Genomic DNA, 22419 nt, shown 5'->3' on the forward strand with positions numbered 1-22419 from the left:
TCACCGGCGGAGGATCACTGATCCCGATGGCCGACGTGATTCGGATGGCTTCCCACGCGCATCATTACTTGGCGGTGTTCGACAAGCACACCAACCAAGCCCTCTACCTGGGGCGGTCGAGGCGGTTGGCGTCGGTGGGGCAGCGGATCGTGCTGCACGCCCGCGACCGGGGGTGCACCAAACCGGGGTGCACCGTCCCCGGGTACGGCACCCAGGTCCATCACACCAATGGGTGGGCCAAGAACGGGCAGACCAACATCGACGAAGTGGTCTTCGCCTGCGGAGGGGACAACCGCCTCGCCGAACAAGGCTGGACGGTCACCGTCGGCCCCGACGGTGTGCAGTGGATACCCCCACCACAACTCGACGTCGGCCAAGCCCGACTGAACTACCTCCACCACCCCGAACGACTCCTCGCCGAACCAGGAGACGAGAGCGCGGCATAACCGCTTGGCGCCCAAGCAATTCGACCGTTCTTATAGCGAGAAGTGGTCCTCGATGATGCCGAGCCACACCTGGGCCGAGTCGATCGCGACCTTCTCGCTGATGAACGCGTGCTGGGTTCCGGTGTACACGTCGCGGAACGCCCGCTCGAGCCTGCTGCCCTCGCGGATCGAGGTCGTGCCAGCAGCCAGGTGCGCCCACTGCGCGCACTCCCGCGCCACGTCGGTGGCGTAGATCGCAGCGACGCGCATGTCGACCCGCAGCGTCGGAGTCAGGTCGTCGCCCGCCGCAACCGCCGACTCGGCAGTGGTGAAGGCGTCGAGCACCAGCAGGCGCGCGGCGCGCCACGCGGCAACGTGATGGGCCAGATCCTTCTGAAAGGTCGGCCGGCTGGCCAGCGACGCCATGTCGCTCATCCGGTACTTGGCCGCGGCCAGATCCTGGACGTCGTCGAGCATGCTCTTGGCGACGCCGAGCGCCCACGCGGCGTGGCCCGCCGCAGTCACCGGCATCATGCCCATTCGGCCGGCCGGGGACGACCCGCGCAGTGGCGTCGTGGTGAACAGCCGAAAGGTGCGGTGCTCCGGCACGAACACGTCCGCGACGTCGTAGTCGTACGACCCGGTCCCCTTGAGGCCCTGCACGTTCCAACCGTCGGTGAAGTTCACCTCGCCGCGCGGCACCAACGCGATCATCAGCTCGGGGATGCCCTCGCTTATCCAGCGCATCTCGCCGTCGTCCATCGGGAGGAAGCCGGCCGCGACGTACTGCGAGTGCCCGGTGCCCGACCCAAAGCTCCACGACCCGGTCAACCGGTAGCCGCCTTCGACCACGACGCCTTGGCCGTTGGGCGCGAACTGCCCGCCCATCGTGACGCGATTGGCGTTGGCCGTGAACACCTCTGCGAAGCCCTCATCGGGAAGGTAGGACGCGGCGGCGAATGACGACGGCAGGTTCGCGATTCCGGTCCAGCCGAACGAACCGTCCTGCCAAGCCATTTCGATCCAGGTTTCGATCATCTCGGCGAACGACGGTTCGACCCCGCCAGCCTCCACGGGGTTGAAGGCCGTCATCAGCCCGCTGGCCCACATCGCCTCTACGATCGGCGCCGACATCGTGCGCAGCCGCTCCGACTCGGCGGCCTCGCCGCGCACCAGGTCGCGCAGGCCGCGCGCCGTCGTCACCAAGTCCTCCACCTGCATCTGCGTGGTCATGTCGGCACGCTACCGCCGCCGAAAGCGGTGGTGGACAGTTTCGGAAAACTGTTCACAATCAGGGCTGAACGGCCACCATCCCGCGATGCAGCACGCGATCGCCGACCACGCCGTGATGGTCGGCTCGGTGCAGCACGCATCGGTTGTCCCACATCACGACGTCACCGGGCAACCAGGCGTGCCGGTAGACGTTGGCGTCGCGGGTCGAATGCTCGAACAGGTACTTGACGGTGATCGCGGCGAGTTCCGGCGTCATCCCGCTCACCTCGGCGCAGCGCTCGGGCGTCGACAGGAACAGCGCGGTCCTGCCCGACACCGGGTGCACCAGAAAGATCGGATGCGTCGCCGCGGATTCCTGCCGAACGTCCGGGGCCACCCCCGTGACGACGTGGGTGATCGTGCGCCCCTCGAGGAACGTACGGAGGCGCTCCGGCAACGACTCGTAGGCCGCGTACTGGTTGGTGAACAACGTCTGCCCGCCCCGTTCGGGAACGGTCACCGCGCGCAACGCCGTGTAGGCAGGCGGAATCCGGATGTAGCTGGTGTCGGTGTGGAAGCTGGACGTGGGCGGACGGGTGCGACCGACGTTGGTGACGACGTTGAGCTCCGGCCGGCCCGGGACGGGCGTCTCGCCGACGGTGAAGACGGTCTCGCCGAATCTGCTGATGAAGCGCAGGAACGCGTCGTCGTCGGCCTCTTGTCCTGGCAGGACGACCACGCCGTGGGTGGCCAAAGCGGTTCGGAGATAGTCGATCTGAGTGTCGTCGAGTTCGTCGACCTTTACGTCGGTGAGCCTGACACCTACCGGTGTCAGCGGGATGAACGCAGGCATGGCGTCCCCTCGTCGTCGAGTTCGGTGAGTGCGGTCGCGAACAACTCGGCCACGTCCATGCCGGTCGCGGCCGCCATCACCGCGATCACGCTCGTCGGAGCGAACGAGCAATACGGTCCGGATTCGAGGAACCACGGCTGACCGTCGGGATCGATCCGGAAGTCGAACAGGCCGTAGTGCCGACACCCGAGAGCAACGTGACACCGGCGGGCCGCCGCCCAGACCCGCTCGGTGATCGGGTCGTCCGTCGGCACGATCCAGGCCCTGGTGGCGTCCTTTGCGACGAGACGCAGGTCGCCGGCCGCCGTTCGGGCCAGTTTGTCGTCGGCGAGCCGGACCGGTTTGGCCGCACTCACCGCGTACTCCTCCAGCGGCAGGCAGATCAGCTCACCATCGCGAACGATGATGCCGCAGCGCACTTCCCGTCCGAGCTCGACGTAGGACTCGACCAGTGCCGCGCTGCCGTGCCCCTGCGCCAGGGATACCGCGGCGTCCATCTCCGACGTTTCGCGCACCAGCGACACCCCGACGGAGTTGTCCGCGTCGACCGGCTTGACGACCACCGGCAGCGCGAGCGTGGTCCGCTCGCCTGCGGCCAACACCTCACCGGCGGGCACCGCGACACCCGCGGCGGCGACGATCGCCCGCGCCTTGGCCTTGTCGGCGGCGATCGCCATCACCTCCGGCGGGTTGCCGACGTACCGGATGCCGAGCACGTCGAACAGCGCACGGTAGGAGGTCATGCCTGGGAGACAGAACATCTGGGGCACGACCACGTCCACGGAGGCTGCCTGCAGGTGGCGGATCGCCTCGGCAAGCGTCATCGGAGTGGCCGATGCCAACGAGTCGGCGTCGAGGCCGTCGGGAAAGCGCCAGCATCCGTCCGGTGACACGTAGCCAACCCGCATGTCGTATCGCTCGTCGCAGGCGAGGGCGGTGAGGCACGCGCCCGCGTAGAGCCGCGAGAGATCGGCGTGGAACTCGTCGACCGCGGAGCCGACGAGGTGCAGGACCGTCAGCGTCATTCAGTCACCCCCTGGCTCGACGAGCTTTCCGATGTTGAAGTCGATTCGGCTCCACCCACGCCGGGCCCGAAGATTGGCCACCAGCAGTGACGGGATCTGCAGATGGTGAACCATCAAGTACGGCAACGGATCCCACCACGCGAAGATGGCGTCCGTGCCGCGCAGGATCGTCGCGAGCCTGGCCGCCCTCCTCGGTTGGGTCAGCAGCCGCCACATCTCGTGGTAGATCCAGTAGGTCGGACGGGCCCCTGGTCGCGGGGTGATCACGGGGTGACCCTCGTCGAGATAGGCCGCGGCGACCTCGGGGTGGTCGTAGAACATCGTGATGGCCGAGTGGGTGCGGGGGTTGCATTCGATCGCGTACGGATGCCCGTCGGCCGCCTCGATGAAGTCGAAGGAGGCCTGCCCGGTGATGCCGAGCGCGACGACGAACGATTCGACCCACGAACGGATTTCGGGCTTGTCGACCTGTGCGTAGTTGATCTGGAACGCCGACGACTCGCAGCAGCCGTACACCTGCAGCCGACCGTTGCGGACGGTGCCGTGCGTGCAGTACTCCTGACCCTCGACGAACTCCTGCAGGATCCACGGGTCGTCAGGGGTAATTCGCAGCGACCGTGCGACGGTGGCGTTGCGCTCGGGCGTGCGCCCGGACAGCGGCACGAGGTCCATCCGGCCGACGGGGTTGTAGGCGAGCCGCTTCAAAATGTAGGTGCGGCCCGGCGGGAAGTCGAAGTCGACGACCTGTTGCGCATCGGTGATGCGACGAAAGTCGGGTACACGCAGGCCGAGTGACGCTGCCGTGGTGGAGAACTCGGTCTTGTCGTCCAGCATTCGCGCAGTGGCTGAGTCGACGTGCACGACGTCGCAGAAGTCGCGGACCAGTTCGCCGGCGCGCGCGTCGTGGACGCTGCCCGCCGGGCTCGAGACGGGGACGAAGACGTCGACGCGTTCGACGACGGCGATGTCTCGAAGTGCCTCCGCGTAGCCGGGGGCGGCGGGCTCGGGTACGCAGTGAAATGCGTCCACCGCCCGGGAGAAACGGTGCCCGGTGAACCGGTACTTCTTCGACTCGACGAGTATCACGCGATGTCCCGCCGTGTGGAATGACCTGGCCAGCTGCAACGCCTTGGTCATCTTGCCACCGGTGATCAGCACCGTCCGCCGAGGCCCTTTTGCGCTGTGCACCAACGGGTTTGCCCTCCGCGCGGCCAGTGCCACCGCGACCAGGGCCAGGTCGACGGGGAGGGTGAGCAGCAGTGCGCCGAACGTGGCGACGGTCCTGCCGACGTTGGCCCTGGCGCCGGTGGGTGATCCAAGGTCCAGCAATGCCGTCACGACACTCGCCTGATCAGGGTCAGTCCGTCCCGCAGTGGTATCAACACCTGCTCGACGCGCGGATCGTAGGTCAGGGCCGCGTTGAACCCCGCGATAGCCGCTCCATTCGCCGAGATCTCGGTGTCGGCGTAGGGCTGACCCTGCATCAACGTGTTGTCGACGGCGATGACGGCCCGCGGTGTGAGCAGGTCACTGGTCAGCAGGAACTCGACGTAGTCCAGGTACCCCGACTTGTCCGCGTCGACGAATACGAAGTCGAAGGGCCCTTCCGCCGCCTGGACCAACCCCCTCAGCGAATCGATCGCCGGCCCGACCTTCACGGTGATCTTGTTGCCCGCCGGAGAGCCGTCGAAGCAGTCCTGCGCGAATCGTGCAACCGCAGCGTCGATCTCGCAGGCCACCACCACGCCGTCATCGGGCAGTGCCTCGGCCATCGCCAATGCGGAATACCCGGTGAACATCCCGATCTCGAGCACCCGCTTGGCGTCGGCGAGGTGCAGCAGGAACTTCAACGTCTGGCCCTCGACGTGGCCGGAGAGCATCTCCTGCTCCAGCCTGCCGCCACCGCTCTCGGGCGCGGCCCAGTCGGTGCCTCGGGTTCGGCGAGCCAATTCGGTCAGCGCCGGCGATTCCGGGGTGGTGCACTGGTCGAGATAGGGATCAAGACCCGCCGCCAGATCCCTCGCCCGTCGCAGTCGGTCCAGCGTCACCCCGTCGACCCCGTCGGCCTCGGCGAGTTGGCGGCACACCTCGTCGAGTTCGTGGGCAAGGATCGTCGACGGCGTCACCGCCCGAGCCGTCGACGCGGCGCTGTCGTCAAGCACCGCAGCGTCGTTCACGACCGGTCACGCGCGTCGGCCAAGGTGAACACGTCGACGCCCTCGCCGCCCCGCGGATAGTCGAGGCAGATCTTCTTGTGCAGCGTCAACGTGTCGGCGAGTTCGGCGACGGTGAGGTCGTTGAGGAAACTGCACCGACCGATCGGCGTGGGAATCGCCGCCCGCAGCAGACCGTCGCGGGTCTTGAGGATCGACGCCGTCGCCTGCTCCAACAGCTCCGGCGTCAGGTACTTGCTGTCCAGCGACAACCCGAGTCCGCTCATCACGCCAAGCACCCGGTCACGATCCTCGACAGACAGGTGGCCGCGCTGCTCGGCGAGTGTCGTCGACAAGGCCATGTCGACGTTGATCGCATGACCGTGGAAGAACGGCACCGGCGGGGTGAGTTCCAGTGTCGGACTCCAGGTGTGACCGAATGCGATCACGCGGTCGAGGTCGATCTCGTGCAGGTTGGGCGCTTCGAGCTCCAGCATCGTGGCGATCGCCTGATGCGTCAGCCGGTCGGCGGCGTCGCGCAATTCGGCGGTGCCGTCGAGGAACCCGAACCGGGTGGCGAGCAGTTCGGGGCCGTACTTCTCGAGAAGGCCGAAGATTTCGGCGTTGCCGACGACGGCGATCTTGATCAGCTCGGCCATTCCGTTGCGAACCTGGTCCTCCGGCAACGTCTTCAAGAACGAGAAGTCCAGCAGCACCTTCTGAGACGCGTGGTAGGCGCCCAGTCGGTTCTTGTGCTTGCCGTAGTTGACGGCCACCTTGATCGACACACTCGCGTCGATCAGACCGATCAGGGTGGTCGGAATCCGGATGTACGGGGTGTTGCGCCGGTAGCTGGCACAGGCGAATCCCGCCACGTCGGTGGTCAGCCCGCCGCCGACCACCAACACGGGTTCGGTTCGGACGAGCCCGAATTCGTCGAACCGGCCGACGATCATCTCGAACGTCTCCAGGGACTTGGCCGTCTCCCGAATCTGCACGGGCACCACCGTCAAGGCGATGTCGTAGTGGTCGAAGTACGTCTGGATCGCGTCACCGTAGATCTCGTGCACCGACTCGTCGACGACCATCAATGCGCGGCCGTACTGACGATAGCTGTCCGCCAACTCTGGATCGTCGACGGCGAATACGCCGTCGACGTAGACCAGGTCGTACTCGATCTTCTCGTAGCCCTTGACGTGAAAGGTCCGGTCGCTCACCGTCACCGAGGCCTGCATGTTGCTCATCGTGTCGCTCCGCTGTCGAAGGAATGGACGGGATCAGGACCGCGAGTCGGGGGCACTCAACCCGAGAATCCTGGTGGCGTCGAGGGAGTCGACGGTTTCGTCGGCGGCGCTGAAGTCCCCGCCCGAGCTGTTCTCGTTCGGGAAGGCGATGCACGAGATCCCGGCTGCCCTCGCCGCGCTGACCCCGCCGACGTTGTCCTCGATCGCCACGGCGTCACTCGCGTCGGCCCCTAGCGTCTTCAAGGCGAACTGGTAGACCTCGGGATTCGGCTTGGGGCTGGAGACGGAGTCCCGGTTGACGATGAGGTCGAACATCTCGGCGCTGATGTGCGGTTGCAGCGCCGCCAGCAGCGCGTCGATGTTTCCCTGCGAGGTCGTCGTGACGAAGCCAAGCCCGTGGCCGCTGCGCTTGGCTTCCTCGACCACGTCGACCACGCCCGGCCGCGGTGAGATCGACGACGACCCGAGGGCTCCTGGAAGATCTGCGACTTCTTGGCGTGCACCGCCGCGGCGTCCACGTCGAGCCCGCGGGACGCGGCGTACTGCTCGATGCGCTGGGCGCCGCCGTTGGAGCCGAGCATCCCCGCGTAGTCGTCGCGCGACCACTCCCAGTCGAGACCGTAGGCCTCGAAGGCGTCGTTGAAGGCTTGACGCTGGAGTTCTGAGGTGTCGGCGAGGGTGCTGATGGAGCCGAACAGGATCGTTGCCATGGGATTCCTTCTTGCCTCTGGAGTGGGGAGACACCGCGCCGGTTATTGGTTGCCGGCCGTCGAGATACCAAATTCCCAGTACACTAATGGCCTAAACGTTCAATAGTGGAAGACAAGACCAATACTGGATTGGGAGTGCATCAGTTAACTTCTCGTTCAGGTCCGCCGGTGACGGCGGCCAGACACTCAGAGAAAGTGACGGACTCCGATGGCATCCGGCGACGGCAGCAAGGCAGGCGACAGCGGCGAGGACGCCAGGGTCTCGCGCACGCGTGCCGACGTCGCGCGCGCCGCTCTCGAGGTGCTCACGACCGACGGGTCAGACGCGGTTACCCATGCGCGCGTCGCCGAGATCGCCGGATACTCCAAGACCACCCTCTACACCCACTGGCCCGCTCGCATCGACCTCATCGCCATGGCGATCGAGAGCATCGGCGACATGCCACACCACGAATGCACGGGCGTGCTGCGCGACGACCTGATCGGGGAACTCAAGGTCTTCCGCGCCGGCGTCCTGGAGATGCGGCTGGATCGCGTGCTTTCCGGGATGGCGGAGTGGGCGTCCGTCGAGCAGATGGCGCGCATCAGGAACAAGGTCAACACCGACGGGCAGCACCAGATGTACGAGATGCTCGGAGAGATCTTCTCCGGTGCCGCGCTGGATGCGGCGGTCTCGATGCTCACCGGTGTCGTCGCGTGCCCGGCGATCATGTTCGGGAACGTCCCCGACGACGCGGTCATCGATGCGGCGGTCGACGTCGTCCTGAACGGCCACGAGCGGTCGCGCAGCTGAGCCTCGCGGACTACTGGGGCGGTTCGGCCGAGTCCGGATCGGGCGGCGGCGCCTTGCCGAGCCACTCCTTGAGGCGGACGAGTTGGCTGACGACCAGGCCCGCTCCGAGGAGCAGTGCGATCGAGATGACGATGACGGCAGTCAACGGGCCCTCCTAGACTTGCCTCCAGCCTAGGCACCCAGCGCGGTCACGATGGCGGAACCGCCACGCTAGAAGCCGTACAGACCCTTCAAAGCCCGGATCGGCTCGGCTCCGTGGATCGCCGCGCGCATCGAGCTCTCGATCGAGCTGTCGGAGACGAACAACATCTCGTCACCCGCCTGCAGCACCTCGTCGGGGGTGGGCACACGGACGCTGCCGTCGCGGACCAGGGTGACCATGGCGGTGTTCTCGGGGAGGTCCAGATCGCCGATGCGCTTGCCGACCAACGGGTTGTCCTGCGGCAGAGTCAGTTTCGCCAAGTCGGCCTTGCCCTCGCGCAGTCCCATCAAGCGCACCAGGTGTCCGACGTCGATGGCGCCCTCGACGCCCGCGACCATCGCGCCGGGCGTCGAGACGGCAACGTCGATCCCCCAGGCCTGGGTGAACAGCCACTCGTTGCTGATCTCGTTGATGCGGGCCACGACCCTCGGCACGCCGAACTCGGACTTGGCCAACAACCCGACGACCAGGTTGGCCTTGTCGTCACCGGTCGCCGCGATCAGGACGTCGCAGGTCTCGGCACCCGCCTCCTCCAACGTCGCCACCTCGCAGGCGTCGGCGAACAACCAGTCGGCCTCCGGCACGACGTGCGGTTCGAACTTGCGGCGTTCGCGTTCGATCAGCAGCACCTTGTGACCGTTGTCGAGGAGTTCTTGCGCCACCGAGCGACCGACGTTGCCCGCGCCGGCGATCCCAATGCGTGTCTTTCGCTCCCCCGCCACCCGTCCATCTTCGTTCATCAGGGGCCTCGGCGTCGCCAGCACGCACGACGACAGCCCGTCCTACTGAAATACTGACCGCACACTCCGGCCCCCTCAGGCCGAACCGTCACGTCCGCCCACATCCGAACGGAACTCATTGAGCCTGCACGAGCTGTACCTGGCATTGCTGATCGGCGGCTTCGTGCTGCTCGCCAGCATCGTCGGTACCCGGGTGGCGACGCGGGTCGGCTTCCCAAGCCTGCTGCTGTTCCTGCTGGTCGGCGTCGCGATCGGGGAAGACGGCCTCGGCTTGCAGTTCGACGACGTCGAGCTGGCCCGCAACATCGGCACCGCCGCCTTGGCCGTCATCCTGGTCGAGGGCGGCCTGACGACGCGCTTCGCCGACATCCGCAAGGTGATCGCGCCCGCGGGTGCGCTCGCCACGCTCGGCGTGGTGATCAGCTTGGTGGTCACGGCCGCAGGAGCGCATCTCTTGCTCGGCATGGACTGGCAGCTCGCGCTACTGCTGGGTGCCATCGTGTCGTCGACCGACGCCGCCGCGGTGTTCTCCGTGCTGCGGGTGCTTCCGCTGCCCCGACGGGTGGCCGGTCTGCTCGAGGCCGAATCGGGCTTCAACGACGCTCCCGCGGTCATCTTCGTGCTGATGTTCAGCGCCGTGCCATTCGTCTTCGATCCGGAGAGTGCCGTCGCCAACCTGGTGTACGAGTTGCTGGCCGGCTCGGGAATCGGGCTGGGCTTCGGCTACCTCGGGGCACTGCTGCTGCGACGGGTCGCCCTGCCCGCATCCGGGCTCTACCCCATCGCGACGTTCGGGATCGGCATCCTGGCGTTCGCCGCGGCGGGCTACGTGCACGCCTCCGGCTTCATCGCCGCGTACCTCGCCGCGGTGGTGCTGGCCAACTCCGGGTTGCCGCACCGGTCGGCGACGCGGTCCTTCGCGGAGGGCCTGGGCTGGCTGGCGCAGATCGGCCTCTTCGTGCTCCTCGGCCTGCTGGTCGACCCCAGCGAGCTCGCCGCGGACATCGTGCCCGCGATCGTCGTCGGCCTGGTGCTGCTGCTCGTCGCGCGGCCGCTGTCGGTGGTGGGGTCGCTGGCCGGGTTCAAGGTCCCGCTGCGTGAGAAGGTCTTCCTGTCCTTGGCCGGTCTGCGCGGCGCGGTGCCGATAGTGTTGGCCACGTTCCCGATCGTGGAGGGGGTGCCCGACAGCAACCGCCTGCTCAACGTCGTGTTCGTGCTGGTGTTGGTGTTCACCCTGGTGCAGGGGCCCAGCCTGCGCCCCCTGGCGCATGCGCTGCGGTTGATCCCGCGCGACTCCCCCCGCGAGATCCACGTCGAATCCGCGCCGCTGGACGTGCTCGAGGCGGAGCTGCTGACGCTGACGGTGCGGCCCACCTCCCGCCTGCACAACGTCACCGTCCTCGAGCTGCGACTGCCCGACCCCAGCGTCATCACCCTGATCATCAGGGACGGCCACACCTTCGTCCCGCTGCCGGACACCCGCATCGAAGCCGGCGACGAGCTGCTGATCGTCACCACGACGAAGACACGTGCGTCGGCCGAGCGCAGGCTCCGCGCGGTCAGCCGCCGAGGGAAGCTGGCGTACTGGTTCGACGAGTACGGCGAGCCGGACTAGCGCCGGGCGCATCGTCGACTCTGCGGCCACTGCGCAGAAGTGCGAGAAGCCACCACGGTGAACGCAGAGTCGAGCCCGCGCTACTTGCCCGGCATCGTCGCCGCCACGCGAGGGCAGAAGTCGTGGTCCTGCAACTCTTCTCCCGCGGCCTCGTTGCCGGTCGCGGCGTCAGCCCGATCGGTGAGGATCACGAAACCCGGTTTCCCGCTCGCGTCTTCCGAACCGACTACGACCAGGGTTCGAGAGGCCATGTCCTCGCGCGCACCCGCCACCCCGTCGGCCAGCAGGTCGAACGGATTGGCCGAACCCAGCTCGTCGCCCGCGACCGACATGGCGTCGTACCGATGCCCCGCCAACTCCACGGGGAACGGCGCCCACGCCGGACCCGCCGAGCTGCCGTAGCGGGTCAGTGCGTCGTGCACGTCGGGGCGCACGCAGTCCACGTGGATGTGAAGCTGATTCTGCGACCGCGCGTAGGCCGAGTTGATCGCCAGACTCATCCACTGCCGGGGGAGCTCAACGCCCGCGCGTTCGTCGACGAAGGACTTCGCCCGCCACGCCGCAGCGAAGTAGTTCGGCGCCGAGGGCGCCAAGATCTCCGGATCGTCTATGCCAGAGGAACGTTCGGTGGGAATCAGCAGGAATTGCGTTTCGCCGACGAGATCCTTGAGCACCGCCGAACCCGCCGCGAGGTCGACGCTCGCGCACGGCGCGGGATCGTTGTGCGCGACCTGGTTCGGGACGCACTGGCCATCCACGATGTTCCAGAGCGCGCTCGGGTCCGCGTGAACGGTTGCCGAGGTCGCCAGCGCGACGACGAGCGACACCACCACCATCAGTCCGGTTCGCACGCCTGCGATCTTGTCAGACGACCGCCGCGGGTCGAACGAGGTAGGGCGCGATGTTGCGCATGGCCCGGTGCACGTAGTCGTCCTTCTCGCCCACCGGCGCCACGTAGTGCAACGCGCTCTCCGCAGCCTCTACGTCGACCAGTCGGGCGATGAGCCACGCGGCGAGGTAGGGCGACGCGAGACACCCACCCGCGGTGGCGACGTCCCCTCTGGCGAAGAACGGCTGGGGCAGGACGTCCACCCCGGCTTCGCGCACCCACGGTTTCGTCGTCAGGTCCGTGCATGCTGGCACCCCGTCGAGCAGACCGAGCTTGGCCAGCACCAGCGTGCCCGAACACTGGCCGGCCAGCAGCTGCCGGGACGGGTCGAGCCGCAGCCGTGCCATCAGCGCCTGGTCGGCGACGACCTCGCGGGTCTGCATTCCGCTGCCGACGATCACGGCGTCGGCAGCGCAGGCCTCCTCGACGGTGGCCATGGCGTCGACGACGACGCCGTTCATCGACCGGACCCGCGGGGTCGGGCTGGCGATGGACACCCGCCAGCCGGGCAGCTTCACGCGGTTGAGGACGCCGAGGGCGATCAGCGAGTCGAGTTCGTTGAAGCCGTCAAAGGTCAGGATGGCGATGTGCATGGCGGCGATCGTATGGTCGCAGAGGCGTGACAATCAAAGAATTGTCATGCATACAATCGGCGGGTGGCGCCGTCGAGGTACAAGGGTGTGGTCGACGCGATGGCTGCCGACATCCGGTCGGGACGGCTGCCGTCGGGCACCCGGCTGCCGACCCATCGCCAACTCGCCGCCAACGAGGGACTCGCCGTCGTCACCGCCTCGAGGGTTTACGCCGAACTCGAAGCCATGGGACTGGTCAGCGGCGAGCGGGGGCGCGGCACCTTCGTCCGCGACACCACCCTGTCCCCGGGTCACGGCGTCGACCAGCAGTCACTCGGCGCCGACGTGGCCGACATGAACTTCAACTACCCCTCGGTGCCTGGCCAGGCCGAACTCCTACGACGGGCGCTGCGCGACCTCGCCTCGGGAGGCGACCTGGCGGCCCTCCTACGCTACCAACCCCACGGCGGGCGACCGTACGAAAGGGCCTCGGCGGCAATCCATCTCGAGCGGCATGGGTTGCCGGTGAGTGCGGATCGGGTGCTGCTGGTCAACGGGTCGCAGCACGGCCTGGCCGTCACGGCCATGGCGTTGCTGCAACCCGGCGACGTCGTCGCGGTGGACGCCGTGACCTATCCGGGTTTCAAGATCCTCGCAGAGACTCTACGAATCGAATTGGCGCCCTTGCCCGTTGGGAGCGACGGCACCAACCTGGACGCCCTCGACCGACTGTGCGCCACCCGTCGCGTCCGTGCGGTGTACGCGATGCCGACCCTGCACAACCCGTTGGGCTGGGTGACGACCGACGCCCACCGTGACCGCCTTGTCGAGATCGCGCGGCGACACGGTCTCCTCATCGTCGAGGACGCCGCCTACGCCTACCTCGCCGACCGTCCGCCTGCCCCGCTCGCCGCGCGGGCCCCGGAACTCACCGTCCACGTCACGGGTCTCTCCAAGAGCGTCGCCACCGGACTTCGTGTCGGGTTCGTCTCGGCGCCTACCGATTTGGTGCCGTCACTGGAGCGGGCGATCCGTGCATCCACCTGGAACACGCCGGCGGTGATGACGGCGATCGCCTGCCGCTGGCTGGACGACGGCACCGTCGCCAGGCTCGAGGCCGCCAAGCGCGGCGATGCGCGGACCAGGCAATCGATCGCCAGGAAGGTGCTGGCGGGCCTGCCGGTGGTTGGCCATCCGGCGTCGTACTTCCTGTGGCTACCCCTGCCCGAGGAGGTGCGGGCCGACCGGGTCGCGGCAGCCCTGGCAGCCCAGCTGGTGTCGGTGGCCACCGCCGAGCCGTTCGCCGTCGGCCACGTCCCGCAGGCTCTTCGACTGGCCCTTGGCTCCACCGAGCCGGACGTTCTGCGCGACGCCCTCCGCACGGTCAGACGGGTGGTCGACGACCACACCAATCTCTGATTGGACCGCGGCGGCTAGGGGTACTTCTCTGGCCATGACAACGGCCAAGGATTTGCACGGAGATCCGCACGTCGAGCGGTATCTCGAGACGAATGGCGAAGACGGCTACCACTGGCGCAACGGAACCAAGATCCTGATCCTGTTCACCAAGGGCCGCAAGTCCGGCGAGGAACGCAGCCACGCCCTGATCTTCGAGGACTGGAACGACGACGCGCACCTCGTCGTCGCATCCAAGGGCGGCACGGACGCACCGCCCGCGTGGTTCCTGAACCTGCAGGCCGACCCCACGGCCGAGATCCAGATCAAGGGTGACCGGTTCCCGGTGCGGGCGCGAGTGGCCACCGACGAGGAGAAGCCCGAGATGTGGGCCAAGATGACCGCCGCGTGGCCGGACTACGACGACTACCAGAGCAAGACCGACCGGGTCATCCCGGTGGTCGTGCTCGAACGGGCCTGATCTACGCCAAAGCGTCTCGGCGCGAGAGGTTTTCCTCGACCTCCTGCTGCCACACGCCAAAGGCGTGGGTGGTGTCGACCTCGAGTTCGAAACGGTCGACCATGTCGTCGGTGACGTCGGCTACGTCGACGTAGAACTGCTCGTACCACCGCCGGTGCTGGTACACCGCACCGTCCTCTTCGGTGAGCAGCGGGTTGTCGATGCGCGTCTTGTGCTTCCACACCTCGACGTCGTCGAGGAAGCCCTCCCCGAAGTTCTTGCTCAGCGTCGCGGCCAGCCGGGCGGCCTTGTCCTCGGGCAGACCGTCGATCTTCTGCACCGCGACGCCGTACTGCAGGACGAACGAGTTGTGCGTGACCGGGTAGTGGCAGTTGATCAGGGCCACCTCGAGGGTGACGTCCGGGGCGACGTCGTTGTGCAGCCAGTTGATCATGTAAGCGGGCCCGAAGTAGGTGGCCTCCGACCTCAGATTCGTTCCCTCCCACAGCTTGTCGTAGTTCTCCGTGGTGTCGGGGCGGGCCTTGGACTCCATGAACTGGCTGGCGGTCTGGCCTTCGATCACGTTCTTGAAGTACGTCGGATAGGCCCGGTGGATGTAGAAGAAGTGGGCCATGTCGACGTTGTTGTCGACGATCTCACGGCAATGCGAGCCATCGATGAAGATCGAGTTCCACGTCCACGCCGACCACTTGCCCTCGTCGTAGCCGTCGATGGTCGGCGGTGTCAGCTCGGCGGGCGGGGTGGAACCCTCCGGGTCGTGCCACACCAGGAGTTGCCCGTTCACCTCCTGGCACAACCACTTTCGGGTACGCGCCAGCCGGGGAGTGCGGCGGGCGTACGGCACCTCGACACAACGGCCGGTCGAGCCCTGCCAGCGCCAGTCGTGAAACGGGCAGGCCACGGTGTCGCCCTTGAGCGTCCCCATCGAGAGGTCACCGCCCATGTGCCGGCAGTAGCCGTCGAGCGCGTGGATCTCGCCGTCCGGATCGGCGAAGACGACAAGGCGCGTGCCGAAGGCGCTCACGCCATGCGGTGCGCCGTCGCGGAACGCCTCGGCCAGACCGAGGCAGTGCCACCCTCTGGCGAACCGCGCCATGGGCGTACCCGGGTCGATCTCTCGGACGCCGCCCTCACGGGGGTGGTCAACAGCAGTCATCACTCATCCTTCCGGCGGGCTGGCCGACAACCGAGTTAAGCACATGCGCTTAATCAGTGTCGAGGAACGCCTAGGATCAGCGCGTGGATCGTGGAACCCGGTCGAAGGACGCGCTGCTCGACGCTGCCGAGCGGCTCATCGCCGAGCACGGATTCGAGGTGCCCCTCCGCGACATCGCCAAGGCGGCCGGCCAACGCAACAACTCCGCGGTCAACTACCACTTCCGCGGCAGGCAGGAGCTCGTCGACGCCGTGGTGGCCCGTCGCCTGTTGCCCATGGAGCTGGAACGCGAACGCATGCTCGACGAACTCGACACCGACGAGGATGCCGACGCGCACGCCCTGATGCGGGTGCTCGTCCTGCCGCTGCTGCGCCTGGACAGCACGCACTACGCCCGCTTCCTGCAGGTCGTCGGACCCCGATTGCGCACCGAGCCAATGGATTCCGCCGAGACCGCCTGGCCGCGGGTGCTCGACGCGCTGTCGCACGCGGTGCCGGCCACCGAGCGGGGTGCCCGCCACCGCCGCGTCGCCGCGGTCGCCACCGCGATGTTCGCGCTGGCCGCCGCGCACGAGCGGGCGACGCAAGACGGCACCGCACCCGACGACCCCGAGGAGATCGTGCACATGCTGGTGGCCATGCTGACCGCCACCGTTCCCCGGCTGGTGTGAACGCTAGAGTGCGTCGATGACCCAGGAGCCGTTGGTACCGGACGACTTCGACGTGCCGCGCGTGCTTCGCTCGGCACGGTTTCGCCTCGAGCCCCTTGGCCCGCAACACAACGTGGCCGACCTGAACGCGTGGACGACGAGCGTCGACCACATCCGGGCCACTCCCGGGTTCGAAGGCCGAAGCTGGCCGCCAGACAGCGGGCTTTCCGCCGAGGGCAACCTCGTCGACCTCGTCCGCCACGCCGACGAGTTCGACCGACGGGTGGCATTCGCGTACACGGTGCTGCGGCCCGAGGACGACGACGTGATCGGGTGTCTTTACCTCGATCCCGGCCCGCGGCCGGGCAGCATCGACGTGCGGTCGTGGGTTCGCGCCGACTCCGCCGATCTCGACCCCGTCCTGAGACGTGAAGTGCGCCAATGGCTGACCCACGTCTGGCCGTTCGACGAGGTGGCGTACGCCGGCTAGCGCTCAGGGCATCAGGATGACCTTCACGCACTCCGGACTGCGGGCCGCCACCGCGGCGTAGGCGTCTGCCGCCGCGTCCAGCGGGAAGCGGTGGGTGAAGATCCCGTCGGTGCGCAACGACCCACCGGTCACCAGCGGAAGCAGGTCGACCCACGTCTGCTGGATCGGCGCGGTCGTCATGCGCAGGGTGAGGTTGCGAATCAGCGCCATGAGGATGGGCAGCGGGTAGGGGTTGAGGTCGTGCACGCCGAGGACCGACACGGTGCCGTCGGCGCGCACGCACGTCAGCGCGTCGTTCAGGGTGGCGTCCAAGGCGACGGTGTCGATGACGCTGTCCGCGCCGCGGCCGCCGGTGTGCTCGAGTACGGCCGCGACGGTCGGACCCTCCAACGCCGTGGCCCCGGAATTCACCGCCAGCGCGCGGCGACCCGCGACGGGGTCGGCGGCCAGCACGGTGCCCGCTCCCTGGGCGAACGCCGCGCGCACCGCGCAAAGCCCGACGGCGCCAAGGCCGATGACGACGACCGTCCCGCCCGGCGGGATATCGGCCTTCTTCGCACCGATCCACCCGGTCGACAGATTGTCGGTCAGCAACAGCGCGGCCTCGTCGTCGACGCCATCGGGAATCCGCAAAAGCTGAAAGTTCGCGTTGGGCACCGCAACTGCGGTGGCCTGCCCTCCGCCGAGCACGCCGGAGCCGAAGATCTGCATGCCCCGAACACACGTAACCGGGTTGCCCGTGGCGCACCCGGCGCACTTCCCGCACCCGGTGACCGACGCCGCGAGCACGCGGTCACCGACGCGCACGTTCGACACCTCCGGCCCCACTTCCAGGACCGTGCCGATGAATTCGTGACCGACGGCCACCCCGTCGCCGACCGGTAGATCGCCGTCGTAGAAGTGCAGATCGGATCCGCAGATGGCCGTCGACTCGACGCCGACCACCGCTCCGTCTGCTCCCGGCGGGACCGGGTCGGGGGCGTCGCGGACCTCGACGGAACCGGGACCGGTGATGACGACGTTGCGCATCGGGCAGACGCTACCGCCGAGCCTGCGTCCCGAGGCGGGTAACGGCAGACTTCGACGCGGCAGGACGACTGGACTTGACCCGCCGTCCGGTCTCCAACTGTCTCCACCGAGACCCGACGCCGATCAGCCAGGAAGTCGAGTAGATCTACCTAGACGGTGCTGGGGCAGAGTGGTTTCCATGAACGCATTCAACGAGATCTCCAAGAGCACGGCCGCTTTCTTCGTCCAGGCGGGCGCGTCATTCGGAGTGAGTTTCCTCGGAGCGATCGGCGGGATCTACTTTCTCCCGCTGGACCCTTGGCAGAGACTGTTCCTCGGCATGACGGTGCTGTTCCTCGTCGCCAGCTCATTCACCCTGGCCAAGGTGATCCGCGATCAGCAAGAAGCCTCGACCATCCGTGTGCGTCTCGACGAGGCGCGGATGGAAAGGCTTATTGCAGAACATAATCCATTCAGTGCGGCATGACGCTTGGGATCATGCGTTGACGTCTGCCACGTCCCAGGGCGCCTGCGGAAGTACGTCTCCGGTCTCGAGCAGCGACTTGAGGTTGGCGAGGACGGCCGGCCATCCGTTCGAAATACCCTGATACATATCCTTATTCGCCAGGTTCTCATGGCTGACCGTAAGTCGGACGATGTCTTGATGCGGCTGGACCAGGAACGTGACGACCGACGGTCCGCCGGGCTTGTCCTCGTCGGGCGCGTCTTCGAAGGTGATTACCAGGCGCGTCGGGGGCTCGGCTTCGAGCACCTTGCCGACGACGTCGGCATGTTCTGATCCATCGGTCCGTCGGTGCTCCCAGGGCGAGCCGGGCCGCCAGTCCGAGATGTTGGCGTGTCCCCAGTACTTGGCCGTCAGATCGGCATCGGTCAGCGCGTTCCATACCTGTTCTGCGGTCGCGCGGATATATGTGACGTAGACGTAACTCGGTACAGCGGTATCTGTTTCGGTCATGGCGTACTCCTCTGCTCGTTTTTTGACATCGCTCAGCATCTGCAAGCGCGGTTTCTCGAAACCCGAGATCCAGCGCTCCTCGACCTCGTGTATGGGCACGGGATTGAGGTAGTGCAGGCGTTCACGACCCCGGCGTACGACGGCCACGAGGTTGGCCTTCACCAAGACGTCGAGATGCTGAGTGGCCGACTGGCGTTTCATGTCCAGGGGATCGCACAATTCACTCAGGGTCTGGCCAGTGTGGTCGCGCAGTCGGTCGAGCAGCATCCGCCGGGTGGGGTCCGCGAGCGCCTTGAAGACCGCGTCGATCTCGTGGGTCTCCTCTGTCACGACAAAAGTATGCAGGCATTTACCTGCATATGTCAACGGCAATTCGGGAAGCGATGGGCGGCGGGCAGACGCTACCGCCGGGTCGGCGTCCGGAGGCAGGTAATGAGAGACCCTCGCACTCGGCGTCGTCCAGTCGTACCGTCGATGAAATGAAGCACATCACCCTCGGAGATCTGGACGTCGCACGCATCGGCCTCGGCGCCATGGGAATGTCGGCCGCTTACACCGGCGCAGGCACCGACGACGCGGAATCCATTCGCACCATCCAGCGGGCCCTCGACCTCGGCGTCACCCTCGTCGACACCGCCGAGATCTACGGCCCGTACGTCAACGAGGAACTGGTGGGCCGAGCCATCAAGGGGCGCCGCGACGAGGTGGTGCTCGCCACCAAGTTCGGCATGGTCTCCCACGCGGGAGATGGTCCCGGCCACCTCGACAGCAGCCCGGCGAACATCCGTGCCGCCGTGGAGGGGTCGCTGCAGCGGCTCGACACCGATCGGATCGATCTCTACTACCAGCACCGCGTCGACCCCGCGACACCAATCGAGGACACCGTCGGCGCATTGGCAGACCTGGTGTCCGAGGGCAAGATTCGGCACATCGGGCTGTCCGAGGCCGGCATCGACAACATCCGGCGCGCGCACGCCGTGCACCCGATCACCGCACTGCAGTCGGAGTACTCGCTGTGGACCCGTGACCCCGAGCCCGACGTGCTGCCGCTGCTCCGCGAACTTGGGATCGGGTTCGTCGCGTACTCGCCGCTGGGACGCGGCTTCCTCACCGGGCAGATCAAGTCGACGGCCGACTTCGACGACTCCGACAACCGCAAGACCAACCCCCGCTTCGAGGGCGAGAACTTCGAGCAGAACCTGCGCGCAGTCGCCGAGGTCGAGGCGATCGCGTCCGACGTCGGCGCCACCCCGGCTCAGGTCGCGTTGGCCTGGCTGCTGGCTCAGGGCGACCACATCGCGCCGATCCCGGGCACCAAGCGCTTGTCGCGGCTCGAGGAGAACGTCGCGGCCGACGGCGTCGAGCTGACCGCGGAGCAGCTCCAGAAGCTGACCGAGGTGTCCCCCGCGGTGGGCGAGCACCACAACGAGCAGCAGATGAAGTGGATCGACCGTTGAGTCCGCGCTCCGTACGCTGGACGAGGTGAGTGCAGCACAGTCGACCACCGTCCTCAGGGACAGCCAGTTCGCGCGGGATCTGCCGGAGATGGCCGTCGCGTGGCGGGCCGCCGAGGCACCCGAACCACGCCTGCTGGCCGTCAACGAACCGTTGGCCGCCCAACTGGGCATCGACGCGACGTGGCTCGCGAGCCCAGCGGGTTTGCGACTGCTGGTCGGCGCCGAGGTGCCCGAGGGCGTCACACCGGTGGCCCAGGCCTACTCCGGGCACCAATTCGGCGGCTACACACCGCGTCTCGGTGACGGGCGCGCACTGTTGCTCGGCGAACTCACCGACTCCGACGGCCGTCGACGCGACCTGCACCTCAAGGGCTCGGGGCGCACCCCCTTCGCCCGCGGGGGCGACGGACTGGCGGCGGTCGGCCCGATGCTGCGTGAGTACGTCGTCAGCGAGTCGATGCATGCGCTTGGCATCCCGACGACGCGGGCACTCGCCGTCGTCGCGACCGGGGCCGACGTGTGGCGGGAGACGGCGCTGCCGGGGGCCGTCCTGGCCCGCGTCGCCAGCAGCCACCTTCGCGTCGGCAGCTTCCAGTACGCGGCCGCCTCAGGCGACCTCGACTTGGTGCGCCGCCTCGCCGACCACGCGATCGCTAGGCACTACCCCGCCGCGGCCGACGCCGAGCAGCCCTATCTGGCGCTGTTCGAGGCCGTGGTCGCCGCACAGGCGGCCCTGGTGGCGCGGTGGATGCTCGTCGGGTTCATCCACGGGGTGATGAACACCGACAACATGACGATCTCGGGCGAGACGATCGACTACGGGCCCTGTGCCTTCATGGAGGCCTACGACCCGGCGACGGTGTACAGCTCGATCGACCACGCGGGGCGCTACGCGTATGCCAATCAACCGATCGTGGCGCAGTGGAACCTGGCCCGCTTCGCCGAAACCCTTCTGCCGCTGATCTCCGACGACCAACAGCGCGCAGTGGAGCTCGCGGTGGCGTCGCTCGGCACGTTCACCGCCGCCTACGACACCGCCTGGGCGTCGGGCATGCGCGCCAAGCTCGGCGTGGCCGCCGACGTCGACGACGCGACGGTGACGTCCCTCGCCGACGACCTGCTGGGCCACCTGGCCCAAAGCCGGGTGGACTACACGTCGTTCTTCCGCAGCCTGGCCGTGGCAGCCCGCGGGGACGCCGAACCCGCCCGTGGGTTGTTCGTGGACCTCGCAGGCTTCGACGCCTGGCTCACCCGGTGGCGGGCCCTCGACCCGGACGCCGAGGCGATGGACCGGGTCAATCCGGTGTACATCCCGCGCAACCACCTCGTCGAAGAGGCCCTGGCCGCAGCCACTTCCGGTGACGTCGGCCCGCTGAACCGGCTGCTCGAGGCCGTTGCGTCGCCGTTCGACGAACGCCCCGACTTCGAGCGGTACGCCGCCCCGGCCCCGGACGACTTCGGGCCGTATCAGACGTTCTGCGGAACCTGACCGTTCGACGTCGCGGAGATCACTTTCGTTCGGGTGGTTTGCGTTCGCGAAAATTAGGCAAACTAGCAGCATGACCTTGCGCTCCCTCACCCCAGTTCTCGGTGTTGCGGCGACTCTGACGTGGGCTTTGGTGAGCGGCGCGGCTCCTGGCGCGTCCGCCGAACCCGTGCCGAACGCGTCCAACCCGGTGTGCCCCGACGTCGAGGTGGTATTCGCCCGCGGCACCGGCGAGCCAGCGGGCGTCGGCTACGTCGGACAAGCCTTCGTCGACTCGCTGCAGTCGAAGGTCGGCAACAAGTCGGTCAGCGTCTACGCGGTGAATTACCCTGCCACCATTGAGTTCCCGCGCGCCGTCGACGGAATCAACGATGCCGCCGCCCACATTCAGGCCACCGCGACGAACTGCCCGAAGACCAAGATCGTGCTCGGCGGGTTCTCCCAGGGCGCCGCCGTCGCGGGCTTCGTCACCGCCGACGTCGTCCCGCCGGGCGCCGCGGACTCCGGTGTGACGGGGCCCCTGCCGCCTGCCATCGCCGACCACGTCGCCGCGGTGACTCTGTTCGGTAAGCCGTCGGAGCGCTTCATGAGCTTCGTCAACGAACCCGCAATCGTCATCGGCCCGAAGTACGCGGGCAAGACCCTTGACTCGTGCGTGCCGGGAGATCCGATCTGCTCCGACGGTGGCGACTTCGGCCTGCACAACGCCTACGTTCCCGACGGGCTGGTCGACCAGGCTGCCGACTACGCCGTCGGCAAGCTCGGCTACACCGTCCCCGCTGCGCCGCCGCCACCGCCGGCCCCCGATGCCCTCGCCGGCCCGGCCCCGGTCCCTGCACCGGGCCCAGCACCGGGACCCCCGGTCGTCGCGCCCGCTTGAGCCGCAA

At 67.6% G+C, this 22419-nt stretch carries 26 protein-coding genes; 12 read left to right on the top strand and 14 right to left on the bottom strand.

From position 1 onward, the window contains the following. Nucleotides 1–446, top strand: a 446-nt coding sequence (locus B1790_RS08215) for an HNH endonuclease signature motif containing protein (protein WP_142271148.1), incomplete at its 5' end; no start/stop codon positions are given. A gap of 30 nt (nucleotides 447–476) precedes the next feature. Here the strand turns inward: B1790_RS08215 and B1790_RS08220 are convergent. Genes B1790_RS08220 through B1790_RS35230 form a run of 7 tightly spaced genes read right to left on the bottom strand, consistent with a single transcriptional unit; the run spans nucleotide 477 to nucleotide 7347 of the window. Beyond that, nucleotides 477–1658, bottom strand: a complete 1182-nt coding sequence (locus tag B1790_RS08220; protein ID WP_079922731.1) for an acyl-CoA dehydrogenase family protein — start codon at nucleotides 1656–1658, stop codon at nucleotides 477–479. 58 nt (nucleotides 1659–1716) lie between these two features. Next, on the bottom strand, nucleotides 1717–2490 hold the full coding sequence (locus B1790_RS08225; protein ID WP_079922732.1) for a TauD/TfdA family dioxygenase: 774 nt from the start codon (nucleotides 2488–2490) through the stop codon (nucleotides 1717–1719). Then, the gene (locus B1790_RS08230) at nucleotides 2469–3515 is read right to left on the bottom strand and encodes a D-alanine--D-alanine ligase (protein WP_079922733.1); all 1047 of its coding nucleotides are present in this window, start codon (nucleotides 3513–3515) and stop codon (nucleotides 2469–2471) included. The genes B1790_RS08225 and B1790_RS08230 overlap by 22 nt, the downstream gene beginning before the upstream one ends. Continuing rightward, the gene (locus B1790_RS08235; RefSeq protein ID WP_233165009.1) at nucleotides 3516–4853 is read right to left on the bottom strand and encodes an ATP-grasp enzyme; all 1338 of its coding nucleotides are present in this window, start codon (nucleotides 4851–4853) and stop codon (nucleotides 3516–3518) included. It lies immediately after the preceding gene. Continuing rightward, nucleotides 4850–5677, bottom strand: coding sequence for an O-methyltransferase (locus tag B1790_RS08240; protein ID WP_233165010.1), 828 nt, complete (start codon nucleotides 5675–5677; stop codon nucleotides 4850–4852). The genes B1790_RS08235 and B1790_RS08240 overlap by 4 nt, the downstream gene beginning before the upstream one ends. Nucleotides 5678–5688: 11 nt before the next feature. Next, entirely contained in the window at nucleotides 5689–6912 is a 1224-nt protein-coding gene (locus tag B1790_RS08245; protein ID WP_079922734.1) for a sedoheptulose 7-phosphate cyclase, read from the bottom strand. A 33-nt stretch (nucleotides 6913–6945) separates the two neighbouring features. Then, entirely contained in the window at nucleotides 6946–7347 is a 402-nt protein-coding gene (locus B1790_RS35230) for an HAD family phosphatase (protein WP_233165011.1), read from the bottom strand. Between the two features lie 11 nt (nucleotides 7348–7358). Between B1790_RS35230 and B1790_RS35235 the strand changes: the two genes are divergently transcribed. Both B1790_RS35235 and B1790_RS08255 read left to right on the top strand, forming a co-directional pair. Next, nucleotides 7359–7577 carry a hypothetical protein gene (locus B1790_RS35235; protein ID WP_233165012.1) on the top strand — a complete coding sequence of 73 codons (219 nt, stop codon included), beginning with the start codon at nucleotides 7359–7361 and terminating at the stop codon, nucleotides 7575–7577. 253 nt (nucleotides 7578–7830) lie between these two features. Beyond that, nucleotides 7831–8415 (top strand): TetR/AcrR family transcriptional regulator, encoded by a 585-nt coding sequence (locus tag B1790_RS08255; RefSeq protein WP_079922735.1) that lies wholly within the window; start codon nucleotides 7831–7833, stop codon nucleotides 8413–8415. A 10-nt stretch (nucleotides 8416–8425) separates the two neighbouring features. On the opposite strand, the gene B1790_RS35630 is transcribed toward B1790_RS08255, so the two are convergent. Further along, nucleotides 8426–8560 carry a hypothetical protein gene (locus B1790_RS35630; RefSeq protein ID WP_255407255.1) on the bottom strand — a complete coding sequence of 45 codons (135 nt, stop codon included), beginning with the start codon at nucleotides 8558–8560 and terminating at the stop codon, nucleotides 8426–8428. A 65-nt stretch (nucleotides 8561–8625) separates the two neighbouring features. Next, nucleotides 8626–9357: a TrkA family potassium uptake protein gene (locus B1790_RS08260; RefSeq protein ID WP_079922736.1), complete on the bottom strand. Its 732-nt coding sequence runs from the start codon at nucleotides 9355–9357 to the stop codon at nucleotides 8626–8628. 118 nt (nucleotides 9358–9475) lie between these two features. Between B1790_RS08260 and B1790_RS08265 the strand changes: the two genes are divergently transcribed. Next, a complete protein-coding gene (locus B1790_RS08265; RefSeq protein WP_079922737.1) occupies nucleotides 9476–10972 on the top strand; it encodes a potassium/proton antiporter in 1497 nt (498 codons plus the stop codon). An 80-nt stretch (nucleotides 10973–11052) separates the two neighbouring features. Here B1790_RS08265 and B1790_RS08270 read toward each other — a convergent pair whose 3' ends face one another. Together B1790_RS08270 and B1790_RS08275 are read right to left on the bottom strand one after the other, a co-directional pair. Next, entirely contained in the window at nucleotides 11053–11823 is a 771-nt protein-coding gene (locus B1790_RS08270) for a CDP-diacylglycerol diphosphatase (protein ID WP_233165013.1), read from the bottom strand. 13 nt (nucleotides 11824–11836) lie between these two features. Beyond that, nucleotides 11837–12454: a DJ-1/PfpI family protein gene (locus B1790_RS08275; RefSeq protein WP_079922738.1), complete on the bottom strand. Its 618-nt coding sequence runs from the start codon at nucleotides 12452–12454 to the stop codon at nucleotides 11837–11839. A 63-nt stretch (nucleotides 12455–12517) separates the two neighbouring features. On the opposite strand from B1790_RS08275, the gene B1790_RS08280 reads away from it, so the two are divergent. Both B1790_RS08280 and B1790_RS08285 read left to right on the top strand, forming a co-directional pair. Next, nucleotides 12518–13852, top strand: coding sequence for a PLP-dependent aminotransferase family protein (locus B1790_RS08280; RefSeq protein ID WP_079922739.1), 1335 nt, complete (start codon nucleotides 12518–12520; stop codon nucleotides 13850–13852). Between the two features lie 34 nt (nucleotides 13853–13886). Then, nucleotides 13887–14309, top strand: a complete 423-nt coding sequence (locus B1790_RS08285; RefSeq protein WP_079922740.1) for a nitroreductase family deazaflavin-dependent oxidoreductase — start codon at nucleotides 13887–13889, stop codon at nucleotides 14307–14309. 1 nt (nucleotide 14310) lies between these two features. Here the strand turns inward: B1790_RS08285 and B1790_RS08290 are convergent, their stop codons facing one another. Beyond that, nucleotides 14311–15465: a Rieske 2Fe-2S domain-containing protein gene (locus tag B1790_RS08290; RefSeq protein ID WP_079922741.1), complete on the bottom strand. Its 1155-nt coding sequence runs from the start codon at nucleotides 15463–15465 to the stop codon at nucleotides 14311–14313. Nucleotides 15466–15548: 83 nt separating this feature from the next. Between B1790_RS08290 and B1790_RS08295 the strand changes: the two genes are divergently transcribed. Together B1790_RS08295 and B1790_RS08300 are read left to right on the top strand one after the other, a co-directional pair. Beyond that, the gene (locus B1790_RS08295) at nucleotides 15549–16136 is read left to right on the top strand and encodes a helix-turn-helix domain-containing protein (RefSeq protein ID WP_079922742.1); all 588 of its coding nucleotides are present in this window, start codon (nucleotides 15549–15551) and stop codon (nucleotides 16134–16136) included. Between the two features lie 16 nt (nucleotides 16137–16152). After that, nucleotides 16153–16605, top strand: a complete 453-nt coding sequence (locus B1790_RS08300) for a twin-arginine translocation pathway signal protein (RefSeq protein ID WP_079922743.1) — start codon at nucleotides 16153–16155, stop codon at nucleotides 16603–16605. Between the two features lie 3 nt (nucleotides 16606–16608). On the opposite strand, the gene B1790_RS08305 is transcribed toward B1790_RS08300, so the two are convergent. After that, on the bottom strand, nucleotides 16609–17634 hold the full coding sequence (locus B1790_RS08305) for an alcohol dehydrogenase catalytic domain-containing protein (protein WP_079922744.1): 1026 nt from the start codon (nucleotides 17632–17634) through the stop codon (nucleotides 16609–16611). A gap of 178 nt (nucleotides 17635–17812) precedes the next feature. Here B1790_RS08305 and B1790_RS08310 point away from each other — a divergent pair, with 178 nt between their 5' ends. Further along, nucleotides 17813–18100, top strand: a complete 288-nt coding sequence (locus B1790_RS08310; RefSeq protein ID WP_079922791.1) for a YiaA/YiaB family inner membrane protein — start codon at nucleotides 17813–17815, stop codon at nucleotides 18098–18100. A 9-nt stretch (nucleotides 18101–18109) separates the two neighbouring features. Here the strand turns inward: B1790_RS08310 and B1790_RS08315 are convergent, their stop codons facing one another. Beyond that, nucleotides 18110–18898 carry a metalloregulator ArsR/SmtB family transcription factor gene (locus tag B1790_RS08315; RefSeq protein ID WP_079922792.1) on the bottom strand — a complete coding sequence of 263 codons (789 nt, stop codon included), beginning with the start codon at nucleotides 18896–18898 and terminating at the stop codon, nucleotides 18110–18112. Nucleotides 18899–19068: 170 nt separating this feature from the next. On the opposite strand from B1790_RS08315, the gene B1790_RS08320 reads away from it, so the two are divergent. The 3 genes from B1790_RS08320 (at nucleotide 19069) to B1790_RS08330 (ending at nucleotide 22412) form a co-directional block, all read left to right on the top strand. Beyond that, complete coding sequence (locus tag B1790_RS08320; protein ID WP_079922745.1) at nucleotides 19069–20046, top strand: aldo/keto reductase; 978 nt, start codon at nucleotides 19069–19071, stop codon at nucleotides 20044–20046. Nucleotides 20047–20071: 25 nt separating this feature from the next. Then, nucleotides 20072–21535, top strand: coding sequence for a YdiU family protein (locus tag B1790_RS08325; protein ID WP_079922746.1), 1464 nt, complete (start codon nucleotides 20072–20074; stop codon nucleotides 21533–21535). A 70-nt stretch (nucleotides 21536–21605) separates the two neighbouring features. Beyond that, entirely contained in the window at nucleotides 21606–22412 is an 807-nt protein-coding gene (locus tag B1790_RS08330) for a cutinase family protein (protein ID WP_079922747.1), read from the top strand. Nucleotides 22413–22419 lie beyond the last annotated feature (7 nt).

It is taken from the genome of Mycobacterium sp. AT1, assembly GCF_002043095.1.
Taxonomy (GTDB): domain Bacteria; phylum Actinomycetota; class Actinomycetes; order Mycobacteriales; family Mycobacteriaceae; genus Mycobacterium.

Bases quoted from the DNA above. Each gene is read 5' to 3' on its own strand.
- B1790_RS08300 (WP_079922743.1), top strand. From the start codon at position 16,153: ATGACCCAGGAGCCGTTGGTACCGGACGACTTCGACGTGCCGCGCGTG.
- B1790_RS08220 (WP_079922731.1), bottom strand. From the start codon at position 1,658: ATGACCACGCAGATGCAGGTGGAGGACTTGGTGACGACGGCGCGCGGC.
- B1790_RS08320 (WP_079922745.1), top strand. From the start codon at position 19,069: ATGAAGCACATCACCCTCGGAGATCTGGACGTCGCACGCATCGGCCTC.
- B1790_RS08260 (WP_079922736.1), bottom strand. From the start codon at position 9,357: ATGAACGAAGATGGACGGGTGGCGGGGGAGCGAAAGACACGCATTGGG.
- B1790_RS08310 (WP_079922791.1), top strand. From the start codon at position 17,813: ATGAACGCATTCAACGAGATCTCCAAGAGCACGGCCGCTTTCTTCGTC.
- B1790_RS08305 (WP_079922744.1), bottom strand. From the start codon at position 17,634: ATGCGCAACGTCGTCATCACCGGTCCCGGTTCCGTCGAGGTCCGCGAC.
- B1790_RS08290 (WP_079922741.1), bottom strand. From the start codon at position 15,465: ATGACTGCTGTTGACCACCCCCGTGAGGGCGGCGTCCGAGAGATCGAC.
- B1790_RS08330 (WP_079922747.1), top strand. From the start codon at position 21,606: ATGACCTTGCGCTCCCTCACCCCAGTTCTCGGTGTTGCGGCGACTCTG.
- B1790_RS08255 (WP_079922735.1), top strand. From the start codon at position 7,831: ATGGCATCCGGCGACGGCAGCAAGGCAGGCGACAGCGGCGAGGACGCC.
- B1790_RS08225 (WP_079922732.1), bottom strand. From the start codon at position 2,490: ATGCCTGCGTTCATCCCGCTGACACCGGTAGGTGTCAGGCTCACCGAC.
- B1790_RS08285 (WP_079922740.1), top strand. From the start codon at position 13,887: ATGACAACGGCCAAGGATTTGCACGGAGATCCGCACGTCGAGCGGTAT.
- B1790_RS08275 (WP_079922738.1), bottom strand. From the start codon at position 12,454: ATGCACATCGCCATCCTGACCTTTGACGGCTTCAACGAACTCGACTCG.
- B1790_RS08245 (WP_079922734.1), bottom strand. From the start codon at position 6,912: ATGAGCAACATGCAGGCCTCGGTGACGGTGAGCGACCGGACCTTTCAC.
- B1790_RS08230 (WP_079922733.1), bottom strand. From the start codon at position 3,515: ATGACGCTGACGGTCCTGCACCTCGTCGGCTCCGCGGTCGACGAGTTC.